The organism is Streptomyces sp. NBC_01525 (assembly GCF_045040405.1).
GTDB classification, from domain to species: Bacteria; Actinomycetota; Actinomycetes; order Streptomycetales; family Streptomycetaceae; genus Streptomyces; species Streptomyces benahoarensis.
On the sequence record NZ_CP109397.1, the window covers coordinates 5933110 to 5946785 of the forward strand.

Annotated in this window: 13 protein-coding genes; 3 read left to right on the forward strand and 10 right to left on the reverse strand. The window is 71.9% G+C overall.

Annotated features, from left to right (window positions below):
• The first annotated feature begins 92 nt into the window (after positions 1-92).
• On the forward strand, positions 93-1565 hold the full coding sequence (locus tag OG422_RS25895) for an AlkA N-terminal domain-containing protein (RefSeq protein WP_405746134.1): 1473 nt from the start codon (positions 93-95) through the stop codon (positions 1563-1565).
• 100 nt (positions 1566-1665) lie between these two features.
• Positions 1666-2238: a methylated-DNA--[protein]-cysteine S-methyltransferase gene (locus OG422_RS25900; RefSeq protein ID WP_405746137.1), complete on the forward strand. Its 573-nt coding sequence runs from the start codon at positions 1666-1668 to the stop codon at positions 2236-2238.
• A 186-nt stretch (positions 2239-2424) separates the two neighbouring features.
• On the opposite strand, the gene OG422_RS25905 is transcribed toward OG422_RS25900, so the two are convergent.
• From OG422_RS25905 to OG422_RS25915, 3 genes are all read right to left on the reverse strand, one after another.
• Positions 2425-3186 (reverse strand): DUF4037 domain-containing protein, encoded by a 762-nt coding sequence (locus OG422_RS25905; protein WP_405747989.1) that lies wholly within the window; start codon positions 3184-3186, stop codon positions 2425-2427.
• Between the two features lie 103 nt (positions 3187-3289).
• Positions 3290-3427: a hypothetical protein gene (locus tag OG422_RS25910; protein WP_185994008.1), complete on the reverse strand. Its 138-nt coding sequence runs from the start codon at positions 3425-3427 to the stop codon at positions 3290-3292.
• 137 nt (positions 3428-3564) lie between these two features.
• Positions 3565-4059, reverse strand: coding sequence for an NUDIX domain-containing protein (locus OG422_RS25915; protein ID WP_405746140.1), 495 nt, complete (start codon positions 4057-4059; stop codon positions 3565-3567).
• A gap of 129 nt (positions 4060-4188) precedes the next feature.
• Here OG422_RS25915 and OG422_RS25920 point away from each other — a divergent pair, with 129 nt between their 5' ends.
• On the forward strand, positions 4189-5343 hold the full coding sequence (locus OG422_RS25920) for a glycerate kinase (protein WP_405746142.1): 1155 nt from the start codon (positions 4189-4191) through the stop codon (positions 5341-5343).
• A gap of 124 nt (positions 5344-5467) precedes the next feature.
• Here OG422_RS25920 and pssA read toward each other — a convergent pair whose 3' ends face one another.
• From pssA to OG422_RS25955, 7 genes are all read right to left on the reverse strand, one after another.
• A complete protein-coding gene (gene pssA / locus OG422_RS25925) occupies positions 5468-6319 on the reverse strand; it encodes a CDP-diacylglycerol--serine O-phosphatidyltransferase (RefSeq protein ID WP_185994006.1) in 852 nt (283 codons plus the stop codon).
• Entirely contained in the window at positions 6306-6953 is a 648-nt protein-coding gene (locus OG422_RS25930; RefSeq protein WP_143940061.1) for a phosphatidylserine decarboxylase, read from the reverse strand. The genes pssA and OG422_RS25930 overlap by 14 nt, the downstream gene beginning before the upstream one ends.
• Positions 6954-7124: 171 nt before the next feature.
• Positions 7125-8333 (reverse strand): acyl-CoA dehydrogenase family protein, encoded by a 1209-nt coding sequence (locus OG422_RS25935; protein WP_143940062.1) that lies wholly within the window; start codon positions 8331-8333, stop codon positions 7125-7127.
• A 2-nt stretch (positions 8334-8335) separates the two neighbouring features.
• Complete coding sequence (locus tag OG422_RS25940; RefSeq protein ID WP_143940063.1) at positions 8336-8860, reverse strand: MaoC family dehydratase; 525 nt, start codon at positions 8858-8860, stop codon at positions 8336-8338.
• A gap of 61 nt (positions 8861-8921) precedes the next feature.
• Positions 8922-10934: a protein meaA gene (locus tag OG422_RS25945; RefSeq protein ID WP_405746146.1), complete on the reverse strand. Its 2013-nt coding sequence runs from the start codon at positions 10932-10934 to the stop codon at positions 8922-8924.
• A 67-nt stretch (positions 10935-11001) separates the two neighbouring features.
• Complete coding sequence (gene ccrA, locus OG422_RS25950; RefSeq protein ID WP_405746148.1) at positions 11002-12339, reverse strand: crotonyl-CoA carboxylase/reductase; 1338 nt, start codon at positions 12337-12339, stop codon at positions 11002-11004.
• A 484-nt stretch (positions 12340-12823) separates the two neighbouring features.
• Positions 12824-13624, reverse strand: a complete 801-nt coding sequence (locus OG422_RS25955) for a TetR family transcriptional regulator (protein ID WP_185994160.1) — start codon at positions 13622-13624, stop codon at positions 12824-12826.
• Positions 13625-13676: the final 52 nt, after the last annotated feature.

A 13676-nucleotide genomic window follows, 5' to 3' on the forward strand; every position in this document is an offset into this window, starting at 1 on the left:
TCCCCGACCGGGCTCGGCATCGGCCCCGGCAGGCGCACGCTGATGTCGGATTTCCGCCAGCGCCGTGCCGGCCGGCGGGCAATCCTGGAGGCATGCACACCGACACCGAGAGCTGTCTGCGCGCCGTGCGGTCCAAGGACGCCCGCTTCGACGGCCGGTTCTGCACCGCCGTGCTCACCACCCGGATCTACTGCCGCCCCAGCTGCCCCGCGGTGCCGCCCAAACCACAGAACATGTGCTTCTACCCGAGCGCCGCCGCGGCCCAGCAGGCCGGCTTCCGCGCCTGCAAAAGGTGCCGCCCCGACGCCGCGCCGGGCTCCCCGCAGTGGGACGAACGCGCCGACCTCACCGCCCGCGCGATGCGGCTGATCGCGGACGGCGTCGTCGACCGCGAGGGCGTCCCCGGACTCGCGTCGCACCTCGGGTACAGCACCCGCCAGATCGAGCGGCAGCTCCTCGCCGAACTGGGCGCCGGACCGCTCGCCCTGGCCCGCGCCCAGCGCGCGCAGACCGCCCGGCTGCTGATCGAGACGACGGCGCTGCCGATGGCCGAGGTGGCGTTCGCCGCCGGGTTCGCCAGCATCCGTACGTTCAACGAGACGGTCCGGGAGGTCTTCGCGCTCGCCCCCGGCGAACTGCGGCAACGCGCCGCCCCCGGCCCGCGCCCCGCGCTGCCCGGCACCCTCACCCTCCGGCTGCCGTTCCGCCGCCCGCTCTGCCCCGACAACCTCTTCGGCCACCTCGCGGCCACCGCCGTCCCCGGCGTCGAGGAGTGGCGCCACGGCGCCTACCGCCGCACCCTCCGCCTCCCGTACGGCCATGGCATCGTCGCGCTCACCCCGCGCCCCGACCACATCGACTGCCGTCTCTCCCTCACCGACCTGCGGGATTTGACCGGCGCCATCGCCCGCTGCCGCCGGATGCTCGACCTGGACGCCGACCCGGAGGCGGTCGACGGCCAGCTGCGCCGCGACCCGGTGCTGGCCCCCCTGGTCGACGCGGCCCCCGGACGGCGCGTGCCGCGTACCGCCGACGCCGACGAGTTCGCCGTCCGCGCCGTCCTCGGCCAGCAGGTCTCCACCGCCGCCGCCCGTACCCACGCGGGACGGCTGGTCCTCGCCCACGGCGAACCGGTCGACGACCCCGAGGGCGGCCTCACCCACCTCTTCCCGACCCCGCAGGCGCTCGCCGGACTCGACCCGGAGAAGCTGGCGATGCCCCGCACCCGCCGCGCCACCCTCACCGGGCTGATCGCCGCCCTTGCCGACGGCGCGCTCCGTCTCGGCGTCGGCGGCGACCGCGCCGAGGCCCGCGCCCGCCTCGCCGCACTGCCCGGCGTGGGCCCCTGGACCGTCGAATGCATCGCCATGCGCGCCCTGGGCGACCCGGACGCCTTCACCCCCACCGACCTCGGCCTGCGGCGCGCCGCCATGGCACTCGGTCTGCCCGGCACCCCCGCGGCCCTCATCCGCCACTCCACCGCCTGGAGCCCCTGGCGCGCCTACGCCGTCCAGTACCTCTGGGCCACGGAGGACCATCCGATCAACGTCCTCCCGGCCGGCTGACCGGCGGCCCGCACCCTTCGCCACGAACCTGACCGCCCCGGTCCGGCCCCGACCGGCCCGCACCCGGCACCACCACCCCGACCGACTGAAACGGCAAGCCATGACCACACCCACGCCCCCGGGAACCACCCCCGCGCCGCCCGCCGACCGCGCCCACACCGTCCTCGACGGCACGCCCGTCGGTCCGCTCACCCTCGTCGCCACCGGGCCCGCGCTCTGCGGCGTCTACATGACCGACCACCGCCACCGCCCGCCGCTGGAGACCTTCGGCCGCCGCGCCGACCCCGCCGAGGCGCCCTTCGCCGACACCATCGCGCAGCTGGACGCCTATTTCCGCGGCGAGTTGACCGTCTTCGACCTGCCGCTGGACCTCGGCGGCACGCCGTTCCAGCGCCGCGTCTGGGCCGAACTGGGCACCCTCCCGTACGGCACGACCGTCACCTACGGGCAGCTCGCCGAACGCCTCGGCATCCCCTCCGCGGCCCGCGCCGTCGGCCTCGCCAACGGCCGCAACCCGGTCAGCATCATCGTCCCCTGCCACCGCGTCATCGGCGCCAACGGCAGCCTCACCGGCTACGGCGGCGGGCTCGACAACAAGCGCCGGCTGCTGGCGTTCGAGTCCGCGGAGCAGGACGGCGACGAGGCGCTGTTCCCGGTGACCGAGGTGGGGTGAGCGGGGCGGCAGGGGGTCCGGGGCCGGGCGACGGGCTCGTCCGGAGCCTGGCCTCGCCCCGAAGCCCGGCCATTACCCGGCCCGCACGCCTTTACCCGGCCCGCACGCGTTCCCGCCCGGCGCGGCCGCCCGCGTCGAGCACTGACCGCTGCCGTACGCGCAGCCGCTGCCGTACGGGGCCGCCCGCTATCCGCCCACGGCCTCCCGCACCCGCGCCACCAACCGCCGCGCCCGCTCCAGCGACCGGCGCAGCGGCTCCTCCTCGGTGCCGAGGCCGCCGAGCAGCGCGGCGGCGTCGCGGGCGAACTCCGGCGGTGCGCCGGGCAGCGCCGCGGCCGCCACGAGGGCGCCCTTCTCGTTGACGCACCAGACACGGTGGTGCGCGTGCAGCGCCTGGACGAGGGCGCCGACCGCCCGCGACAGACAGAGCGACGCGTGCAGCACGTCCCCGCGCCCGGGCGCCTTCGCGGCCATCGTCACCGAGAACTCCGCGTCCCATACCGCCCGCCCGCACAGCGCCGTCCGCAGCGCCTCCGGATACACCCGCGTCGCGCCCCGCAGCTCCGTCAACTCGCCGCCGGGATCGGCCAGTACGCGTCCCAGCGCGACCTCACCCGGATACGCGGGGGACCAGAACCCGAGCGGATGCCCGAGCTGTTCCCCGATCTCGTACCGCCCCTCGCGGCACTCCTCCCACACCCGCCGCACCCGGTCCACATCCCGCAGAATCCAGTCCACGGGCGCCCCGCCACCGACCGGCGTCAGCCACGCCCCGCCGTTGACCCACGGCCCCCACGCACCTGGCGGAAACACCTCGACGGGCCCACCGGCGACCTCCGCCGCCAGCGCCCCCAGCGCCCGCAGATCCACCTCGCCCCGGTAGTACACGCCCAGATCCCAGTCGGAGTCGGCCCGCTGCGTCCCCCGCGCCCGACTCCCCCCGAGCATCACCCCCACCACCCCCGGCACCTCGGCCAGACGTACGGCGATCTCTTCCACGGCAACTCCTCGACGGACGGCGGTACTTACGGGGCGGGGGAGCGGCGAGGCGTCAGCCGTCGGCGCGCAGATCACGCGCGGCGACGATCCGGCCGCCGCTCAGCTCCCCGGTGGGCCGGAACGCGAGCCGCAGAGGGAACGGCTCCGGACCGTGTTCCCTGACCCGCTCCAGACGAGGTGATCGCAGCATGCGGGCACCGTACGGTCGGCCGGGGGAGCGCTCAACGGGTTTTCCCGGCCGGTGGCCGGTCCCCACTCACGCGGAGAGCACTTCAGCGGGCCCAACACAGAACTCGAAAGGCCCGCTCCCGCGGGGACCACGGCCTTCTACCGCACCGGCACCCGCCCATCCTCCAACTCCACCGTCCCCATCCCCTGCCCCAGGGCATCAAGAGCAGCCCGCACCCGGAGCGCCAGCTGAGGATCGAGCAGACGGGCGGCCTCCTCCCAGGGAGACATGCGCCAGGACAGGAGCTCGCCCTCCTGGAGGCGGATCGAGGCGAGCGCGGCGTCGTCCAGGGTGCCGCCGTCGAAGAGGTAGGACACCACGGGCGGCCAGCCCGGGCTGCGGACCCAGTCGATGGCCAGCAGGGCGCCGACCCGGATGTCCAGGCCGATCTCCTCCGCCGTCTCGCGGCGCGCGGCCTGGCGCGGGGATTCCCCGGCGTCCGACTCGACGGTGCCGCCGGGCAGCAGCCAGCAGTCCCGGTAGTCCGGCTCCACCAGCAGGATCCGGCCCGCCGCGTCCCGCAGGACGGTTCCGGCGCCGGACAGCACCCGCGGCAGGCTCGCGATATAGGTCGCCTCATCCATCGTCGTCATGGCCGTGAGCATAGGAGAGACGCCCCCTCGCGCGGGCCGCGGACGCCGGGGGAAGCCCTGTTCGCGGTGGCTTTCGCCGGATAGGGTCGCAGCGGCGCGACTGCCAGTTCGAAAGCAAGGGGAAACACGATGGCGGACGCAGCAAGGACAGCGGCACATGTGCTGATCGCCGCGGACAAGTTCAAGGGTTCCCTCACGGCCGTCGAGGTCGCCGCGCACGTCACGGCGGGCCTGCGCCGCGCCGTCCCGGGCCTCGACGTGACGGCCGTCCCGGTCGCGGACGGCGGCGACGGCACGGTCGCCGCCGCGCTGGCGGCCGGTTTCACCCGGCACGAGGCGCGGGTCACCGGCCCCACCGGCACCCCGGTCACCGCGACCTTCGCGCTGCGCGGTGACGGCACCGCGGTCGTCGAGATGGCCGAGGCGTCCGGCCTCCAGCATCTGCCGCCCGGCGTCTTCGCCCCGCTGACGGCGACCACGTACGGCACCGGCGAACTGCTGCGGGCCGCGCTCGACGCCGGGGCCACCTCGATCGTCTTCGGCGTCGGCGGCAGCGCCACGACCGACGGCGGCGCGGGCATGCTGGCGGCGCTCGGCGCCCGCCTCCTCGACGCGGACGGCGCGCCGGTCGGCCCCGGCGGCGGCGCCCTGCGGTCCCTCGCCACGGCCGACCTCTCCGGCCTCGACCCGCGGTTGGCCACCACGGACCTCGTCCTCGCCGGCGACGTCGACAACCCGCTCACCGGTCCCAAGGGCGCGCCCGCGGTCTACGGTCCGCAGAAGGGCGCGAGCGAGGCCGACGTCGCGGAGCTGGACACGGCGCTCGCGCACTACGCCGCCGTCCTGGAGCGGACGCTCGGCGCCCGGGCCGCGGACTGCGCCCTGGCGCCCGGCGCGGGCGCGGCCGGGGGGATCGGCTACGGCGCGCTGGTCGGTCTTGGCGCCACGTTCCGGCCCGGTATCGACGTGATGCTGGAGGTGCTGGGCTTCGCGCCCGCGCTGGCCGGGGCGACCTTCGTCATCACCGGCGAGGGCTCGCTCGACGAGCAGACGCTGCACGGCAAGGCGCCCGCCGGCGTCGCCGCGGCGGCCCGCGCGGCCGGTCTGGACGTCGCCGCGGTCTGCGGTCGGCTGCGGATGGCCCCCGAGGCGCTGGCCGCCGCCGGGATCCGGCGCGCGTACCCGCTGACGGACCTGGAGAGCGACCCGGAGCGCTGCATGGCCCAGGCGGGCCCGCTGCTGGAACGCGCCGCGGAGCAGCTCGCCCGCGACCTGCTGAGCTGAGCCCGTACGGGCTACCCGTACGGGTAGGTCGTCGGCCCACCCGTACGGGCCGGTCGGCCACCGTACACACGAAAGAGCCCCGAGCGAATCTTCGCTCGGGGCTCTCGGCGTAGCTTGCGCGCCGCTACGGCAGCTGTGCGGCGCGGGCCTCGCGGCGGTTGTCACGGAAGGTGTTCACCCGCCGGGCCGTCGCGAAGAGCGGGATCATCGCGCCGAGGACGATCTGCAGGGCGCAGCCGGTCTGCAGCAGCCGCTGGCCGGCGGGGGCGTCCAGGGCCCAGGCGGTGAGCATGCCCATGCTGAGCACGATCCAGCCGAGCATTGCCACGGCGAGGCGGCCACGCGGCTTGGGGTACTCGACCCGGCTCACCATCAGCCAGGCCACCCCGATGATCGCCAGCAGCGTCGGCAGGAACGGCAGCTCCAGCAGGACGATGGCGACGACGGTCAGCGCGCCGAACGGGCCGGGCATGCCCTGGAACATGCCGTCCCGCATCGGTACGCACGAGAAGCGCGCGAGCCGCAGCACCACGGCGAGCAGGACCACGACCGCGGCCACCACCGACACCTGCTGGTTCGCGTCCTGGGCGACCATGCCCCAGGTGACGACGAAGTAGGCGGGGGCCAGGCCGAAGCTGATCAGGTCGGAGAGGTTGTCGAGCTCGGCGCCCATCGCGGAGGCCCGCAGCTTGCGCGCCACGAGTCCGTCGAAGAGGTCGAAGACCGACGCGAGCAGCATCAGGATCACGGCCATCGCCGCGCTGTGCCGCGCCATACCGCCGTCGTCCATGCCCGTCAGATGCGGGATGAGGACGCCGGTGGTCGTGAAGTAGACGGCCATGAAGCCGCAGATGGCATTGCCGAGGGTGAGGGTGTCCGCTATCGACAGCCGCGTGGACAGCGGAATGTCGACGTCACCCTCCTCCTCGTTCTCGGGAGCCCAGGCGGCCTGGGTTTCGGGATCAGTCACGGTCAAGACGAGTCACCCCCGCGGTGGTGGCCTGGCCGACCTCGACCGCCGCCTCGACGCCTTCCGGAAGGTAGACATCGACGCGGGAGCCGAAGCGGATCAGACCGATGCGTTCGCCCTGCTCCACCTTGGTGCCCTCGGGCACGTAAGGCACGATGCGGCGGGCCACCGCACCGGCGATCTGGACCATCTCGACGTCACCGATCTCGGTGTCGAAATGCCAGACGACGCGTTCGTTGTTCTCGCTCTCCTTGTTGAACGCCGGGACGAACCCGCCGGGGATGTGCTCCACGGACGTCACCGTGCCGGCCAGCGGCGCGCGGTTGACGTGGACGTTCAGCGGGCTCATGAAGATCGCGACGCGGGTGCGTCCGTCCTTCCACGGCATGATGCTCTGCACCACACCGTCGGCCGGGGAAATCACGCGGCCCGAAGCGATCTCACGCTCGGGGTCGCGGAAGAACCACAGCATGCCCGCCGCGAGAGCGGTGGTGGGCACGGCGACGGCGGCCCAGCGTCCCGAGCGACGGGAACGGGCCAGGCTGACCGCTGCCGTTGCCACGGTCGGGAGGAGCCACGGCGACGCTCCGCGCGCGAGGCGGACGCGACCGCGTGGTGCAGAGGATTGGCTGTGGGGCATGGATGACCTTCGTAGCGGAGGATGCCGCGTAGTGGTTACGGGGGACGGCGGCTTTCCGGGGATGCTATCGGTTACGAGCGGCAACTGGCCAAGAGTCAGAGCCGATCCGTGGCCGAACAAGGATGACGCGGTGTGATCTTCGTCTAGAAGAAATCCGGGCAAAAGGGATGTTCACCCCTGGATTCGGTACTCTTCCAGTAGCCGCCGTCCGATGATCATTTTCTGGATCTCGGCGGTACCTTCACCGATCAGCAGCATCGGGGCCTCGCGGTAGAGGCGCTCGATCTCGTACTCCTTCGAGAAGCCGTAGCCACCGTGGATGCGGAATGCGTCCTCCACCACCTCCTTGCAATACTCGGAGGCCAGATACTTCGCCATGCCCGCCTCAAGGTCGTTTCGTTGTCCCGAGTCCTTTTTGCGCGCGGCATTCACCATCATCGCATGGGCCGCTTCGACCTTTGTTGCCATTTCCGCCAATTTGAACTGGATGGCCTGGTGCTGCGCGATCGGCTTGCCGAAGGTGTGACGCTGCTGTGCGTAGTCGACGCCCAACTCGAAGGCGCGCTGGGCGACGCCGCAGCCGCGCGCCGCGACATTGACCCTGCCCACCTCGACGCCGTCCATCATGTGATAGAAGCCACGCCCACTCTCGCCGCCGAGCACCCGGTCGGCCGGGATGGGCAGGCCGTCCATGATCAGTTCGGTGGTGTCCACCCCCTTGTAGCCCATTTTCTCGATCTTGCCGGGAATGGTCAGACCGGGACGGACCTCGCCGAAGCCGGCCTCCTTCTCCACCAGGAAGGTCGTCATCGACTTGTGCGGGGCGGTGCCCTCGGGGTGGCCCTCGTCGGTCCGGCAGAGCACCGCCACCAGCGTCGACGAGCCGCCGTTGGTCAGCCACATCTTCTGGCCGGTGAGCAGGTAGTCGCCCCCACCGTCGCGCACGCCCTTGGACGAGATCGCCGAGACGTCCGAGCCCAGCGCCGGTTCCGACATCGAGAAGGCGCCGCGGATCTCACCCGCCGCCATCCGGGGCAGGAAGTGGTCCTTCTGCTCCTGCGTGCCGTGCTGCTTGAGCATGTACGCCACGATGAAGTGGGTGTTGATGATGCCCGACACGCTCATCCAGCCGCGGGCGATCTCCTCCACCGTCAGCGCGTAGGTGAGCAGGGACTCGCCGAGACCGCCGTACTCCTCGGGGATCATCAGCCCGAAGACGCCCAGCTCCTTGAGGCCCTCGACGATCTGCGTGGGGTACTCGTCGCGGTGCTCCAGCTCCGTGGCGACGGGGATGATCTCCTTGTCCACGAAGTCGCGGACGGTGGCGAGGATCTCCCGCTGGATGTCGGTCAGGCCCTCGGTCTGTGCGAGACGGGACATGTCTACTTCTCCTTCCGGGCCGCCGGGGCTTTCAGCTCGGGGCGGCCGGGCTGCTCTCCGCCGCGCTGTGCGATGTACTCCGCGGTCGGCACCATGACCTTGCGCCGGAAGACGCAGACCAGCGTGCCGTCCTGGTTGTAGCCCACCGTCTCCACCTGCACGATCCCGCGGTCCGGCTTGGAGCGGGACGGCGTCTTGTCGAGCACCGTCGTCTCGCCGTAGAGCGTGTCGCCGTGGAACGTCGGCGCCACATGCTTGAGCGATTCGACCTCCAGGTTGGCGAGGGCCTTCCCGGAGACGTCCGGCACCGACATGCCCAGCAGCAGCGAGTAGACGTAGTTGCCGACGACGACGTTCTTGCCGAAGTCGGTGGTCTCCTGCGCGTAGTGGGCGTCCATGTGCAGCGGATGGTGGTTCATCGTCAGCAGGCAGAAGAGGTGGTCGTCGTACTCGGTGACCGTCTTGCCCGGCCAGTGCTTGTAGACGTCGCCGACGGTGAACTCTTCGTAGGTACGGCCGAACTGCATGGTGCTCACTCCTTGGGAGCTTCGGGCGGGGAGGTACGGGTGGCGCGGGCCGGTGCCGGGGTCATGCCGGGACCTCCAGCGGGGCGAGTCCGTTCGCGGTGCGGATCTCGTCGACGATACGGCCGATGATCTCGGTGATGCCGAAGTCCTTCGGCGTGAACACCGCGGCCACCCCGGCCTGGCGGAGCGCGGCCGCGTCGGCGGACGGGATGATCCCGCCGACGATGACGGGCACCTCATCGGCGCCGGCGCGTTCCAGCCGCGCCAGGACGTCCGGTACCAGCTCGGCGTGCGAACCGGACAGGATCGACAGGCCCACACAGTGCACGTCCTCGGCGACCGCCGCCGTGACGATCTGCTCGGGCGTGAGCCGGATGCCCTGGTAGACCACCTCGAAACCGGCGTCGCGGGCGCGGACCGCGATCTGCTCGGCGCCGTTGCTGTGGCCGTCCAGACCGGGCTTGCCGACCAGCAGCCGCAGCTTGCCGGTGCCCAGCTCGGCGGCGGTCCGCGCCACCTTCTCGCGCACCGCGGCGAGCGGCGTACCGGCCTCGGCGGTGACCGCGAGGGGCGCGCCGGAGACCCCGGTCGGCGCCCGGAACTCGCCGAAGACGTCGCGCAGCGCCCAGGTCCACTCGCCGGTCGTCACCCCGGCACGGGCGCACTCCAGGGTGGCGGGGAAGAGGTTGGCGTCGCCCGCCGCGGTCTTCTTCAGGGCGGCCAGCGCGTCCTGGGCCCGCGCCTCGTCGCGCGCGTCCCGCCAGGCGTGCAGGGCTCCGACCACCCGCGCCTCGTTGTCCGGGTCGACCGTCATGATCGCGGTGTCCAGGTCGGCGGTGAGCGGGTTCGGCTCGGTGGACTCGTAGCAGTTGACGCCGATGATCTTCTCCTCGCCGGACTCGATCCGCGCCCGCCGCTCGGCGTGCGAGGAGACCAGCTGCGCCTTGAGGTAGCCGGACTCCACGGCGGCCATCGCGCCGCCCCTCTCCTGGATCCGGTCGATCTCCGCCCGGCACTCCGCGACGAGGGCGTCCACCTTGGCCTCGACGACATGCGACCCGGTGAACAGGTCCTCGTACTCCAGCAGATCGCTCTCGTGGGCGAGGACCTGCTGGATGCGGAGCGACCACTGCTGGTCCCAGGGGCGGGGCAGGCCCAGCGCCTCGTTCCACGCCGGGAGCTGGACGGCCCGCGCGCGGGCGTCCTTCGACAGCGTGACCGCCAGCATCTCCAGCACGATCCGCTGGACGTTGTTCTCCGGCTGCGCCTCGGTCAGGCCCAGCGAGTTGACCTGCACGCCGTAGCGGAAGCGGCGCTCCTTGGGGTTCTCGATCCCGTACCGCTCGCGGGTGATCGTGTCCCACAGGCGGCCGAACGCCCGCATCTTGCACATCTCCTCGACGAAGCGGACGCCCGCGTTCACGAAGAAGGAGATCCGCGCGACGACATCGCCCCTGCGCTCCTCGGGGACCTGCCCGGAGGCGAACACCGCGTCCAGGACGGCGATGGCGGTGGACAGCGCGTACGCGATCTCCTGGACCGGCGTGGCCCCCGCCTCCTGCAGGTGGTAGCTACAGATGTTGATCGGGTTCCACTTCGGGAGGTGGTGGACCGTGTACGTGATCATGTCGGTGGTCAGCCGGAGGGAGGGCCGGGGCGGGAAGACGTGCGTGCCCCGCGACAGGTACTCCTTGACGATGTCGTTCTGCGTCGTCCCCTGGAGCGTGGAGATGTCCGCACCCTGCTCCTCCGCGACCACCTGGTAGAGCGCCAGCAGCCACATGGCGGTGGCGTTGATGGTCATCGAGGTGTTCATCTGCTCCAGCGGGATGTCCCGGAACAGCCGCCGCATGTCGCCGAGATGGGAGACCGGGACGCCGACCCGGCCGACCTCACCCCTGGCGAGGATGTGGTCGGGGTCGTATCCGGTCTGCGTCGGGAGGTCGAACGCGACCGACAGCCCGGTCTGCCCCTTGGCGAGATTGCGCCGGTACAGCTCGTTGGACGCCTCGGCCGTGGAGTGCCCGGCGTAGGTCCGCATCAGCCACGGACGATCCTTCTGGCGCTCAGTCATGGTGCAGCAACCGCCTATCGGTTCGGACAGTGCGACGGCGTGTTCCGGGCCCACCGGAAGCGCGCGCTCATGCGTCGCGGAAGAGGTTGATCGCGTCGAGGTGCTTGGCGCGCATCTCCGCATCGCGGACGCCCAGACCCTCCTCGGGGGCGAGCGCGAGGACGCCGACCTTGCCCTGGTGGAGGTTGCGGTGGACGTCGTACGCGGCCTGGCCGGTGTCGTCGAGGGAGTACACCTTGGAGAGGGTCGGGTGGATCTTGCCCTTGGCGATGAGGCGGTTGGCCTCCCACGCCTCGCGGTAGTTGGCGAAGTGCGAGCCGACGATCCGCTTCAGCGACATCCACAGGTAGCGGTTGTCGTACTCGTGCCGGTAGCCCGAGGTGGAGGCGCAGGTGACGATGGTGCCGCCCTTGCGGGTGACGTAGACGGAGGCACCGAAGGTCTCGCGGCCCGGGTGCTCGAAGACGATGTCGACGTCCTCGCCGCCGGTCAGCTCACGGATCCGCTTGCCGAACCGTTTCCACTCGCGGGGGTCCTGGTGGTGCTCGTCCTTCCAGAACTTGTACCCCTCGGCCTTGCGGTCGATGATCGCCTCGGCGCCCATCTTCCGGCAGATCTCCGCCTTGTCCTCGCTGCTCACCACGCAGATCGGGTGGGCGCCACCGGCCAGCGCGAACTGGGTGGCGTACGAGCCGAGTCCGCCGCTGGCGCCCCAGATGAGGACGTTGTCGCCCTGCTTCATACCGGCGCCGTTACGGGAGACCAGCTGGCGGTACGCGGTGGAGTTGACCAGGCCCGGGGCGGCGGCCTCCTCCCAGCTGAGGTGGTCCGGCTTCGGCATCAGCTGGTTGGACTTGACCAGCGCGATCTCGGCGAGCCCGCCGAAGTTGGTCTCGAAGCCCCAGATCCGCTGCTCGGGGTCGAGCATCGTGTCGTTGTGCCCGTCCGAGGACTCCAGCTCCACGGAGAGGCAGTGCGCGACGACCTCGTCGCCGGGGTGCCAGGAGTTGACGCCGGGGCCGGTGCGCAGCACCACGCCCGCCAGGTCGGAGCCGATGACGTGGTACGGCAGGTCGTGGCGCTTGGCGAGCGGGGAGAGCCTGCCGTAGCGCTCCAGGAAGCCGAAGGTCGGCAGCGGCTCGAAGATCGAGGTCCAGACGCTGTTGTAGTTCACGGAGGACGCCATGACGGCGACCAGCGCCTCGCCGGGGCCCAGTTCGGGCAGCGGCACGTCCTCGACGTGCAGGGACTTGCGCGGGTCCTTCTCGTGGGTCGCGAGTCCGGCGAACATCTCGGCCTCGTCCTTGTGGACGGTGACCGCGCGGTAGGACTCGGGGAGCGGCAGGGCGGCGAAGTCGTCGCGGGTGGTGTCGGGCGCGAGGATCGCGTCCAGGATTTCGTTCACGGTGTGCCTCCGGCGAAGCTCGTTCGGGAACGGCTTGAGGGAACGTCGGGGGTGGTGCGGTGCGCGGAGAGGGTCCGCTGGGGGTCGGCGCCGGTGAGCGCGGTTGCCTGTGACGCAGGCGCCCGAACGGACGGCCGTGGCACGGCCGTTGGGACATCCGGCGCGCGGGGATGGGTGCGTGCCGGTCGCTCGGACCCCCTCAACGTATGACACCGCGTGCCAGTGAACAAGACACTGAGTGCCAAGAATTTCTCTCAGATGAAAGAAAGTCTTCACATCTGAGCGATGATCGTTCAAAGGGGTGCCGTGGGCGAGCGATGATCGTTCAAAGGGCCCTGCGGATGAGGGATGATCGCGCAGAATGCGCCGGGTTCCGGACATGCCGCGGCCCCCGGAGCCCCGGCGCGCGGCGGCGTCGGGGCCCGGGGGCCGGGTGGTACGGGCTCGGGGTGCGGGCGGGGAGCGGCGGGCGGCGCCCGGGCGGTCAGCGCTTCTTCAGCGCCCGTTCGATCGTCTTCATGACCTCGTCCAGCGGGGCGTCCGTCCGCGCCACCGCGACCAGCACCTCGCCCTCGCGGGAGACCGCCGCGGGCGCACTCTCCCCGGAGGCGGTACGGCCCGCGCCGATGCCGGTGCCGAAGGTCTCCCGGACGATCTCGAAGGCGTGGTCCAGCTGGGTCTCCACATCGCCCTCCGCCCCGGCCCGTAGCCACCGCCGCAGCACGTGGTTGTGCGCGGTGACCACCGCCGACGCGGCGACCTCGGCGAGCAGCGGATCGTCGTCACCCTCGCGGTGCGCGCCCTCGTCGAAATGGCCCAGGAGGTAGCGGGTGAACAGCCGCTCGTAGCGGGCCACCGACGCGATCTCCGCCTCCCGGAGAGTGGGCACCTCGCGGGTCAGGCGGTAGCGGGCCACGGAGACCGCGGGGGACGCCGCGTACATCCGCATGACTTCCTTGATGCCGCGGCAGACCGTGTCGAGCGGGTTCTCGTGCGCCGGTGCCGCGTCGAGGACCGCCTCGGCGCGGACCAGGGTGTCGTCGTGGTCGGGGAAGATCGCCTCTTCCTTGGAGCGGAAGTGGCGGAAGAACGTCCGCCGGGCGACACCGGCGGCCGCCGCGATCTCGTCGACCGTGGTCGCCTCGTAGCCCTTGGTCGCGAACAACTCCATGGCCGCGGCCGAGAGTTCGCGGCGCATCTTGAGCCGCTGGGCCGCCGCGCGGCGGGCGCCGGGAGTACTGGTCTCCGGGGTGTCGGGGGACGGGGAACGAGCGGGCTGGGACATGTGGGGACGGTACTTCATATTCCCGCGGCCCGTGGCATGCGGTGCCACCCGC

Coding starts and splice junctions, on each gene's coding strand:
- OG422_RS25895 (WP_405746134.1), top strand. CDS start 93: ATGCACACCGACACCGAGAGCTGTCTGCGCGCCGTGCGGTCCAAGGAC.
- OG422_RS25900 (WP_405746137.1), top strand. CDS start 1,666: ATGACCACACCCACGCCCCCGGGAACCACCCCCGCGCCGCCCGCCGAC.
- OG422_RS25905 (WP_405747989.1), bottom strand. CDS start 3,186: ATGCTCGGGGGGAGTCGGGCGCGGGGGACGCAGCGGGCCGACTCCGAC.
- OG422_RS25910 (WP_185994008.1), bottom strand. CDS start 3,427: ATGCTGCGATCACCTCGTCTGGAGCGGGTCAGGGAACACGGTCCGGAG.
- OG422_RS25915 (WP_405746140.1), bottom strand. CDS start 4,059: ATGACGACGATGGATGAGGCGACCTATATCGCGAGCCTGCCGCGGGTG.
- OG422_RS25920 (WP_405746142.1), top strand. CDS start 4,189: ATGGCGGACGCAGCAAGGACAGCGGCACATGTGCTGATCGCCGCGGAC.
- OG422_RS25930 (WP_143940061.1), bottom strand. CDS start 6,953: ATGCCCCACAGCCAATCCTCTGCACCACGCGGTCGCGTCCGCCTCGCG.
- OG422_RS25935 (WP_143940062.1), bottom strand. CDS start 8,333: ATGTCCCGTCTCGCACAGACCGAGGGCCTGACCGACATCCAGCGGGAG.
- OG422_RS25940 (WP_143940063.1), bottom strand. CDS start 8,860: ATGCAGTTCGGCCGTACCTACGAAGAGTTCACCGTCGGCGACGTCTAC.
- OG422_RS25945 (WP_405746146.1), bottom strand. CDS start 10,934: ATGACTGAGCGCCAGAAGGATCGTCCGTGGCTGATGCGGACCTACGCC.
- OG422_RS25955 (WP_185994160.1), bottom strand. CDS start 13,624: ATGTCCCAGCCCGCTCGTTCCCCGTCCCCCGACACCCCGGAGACCAGT.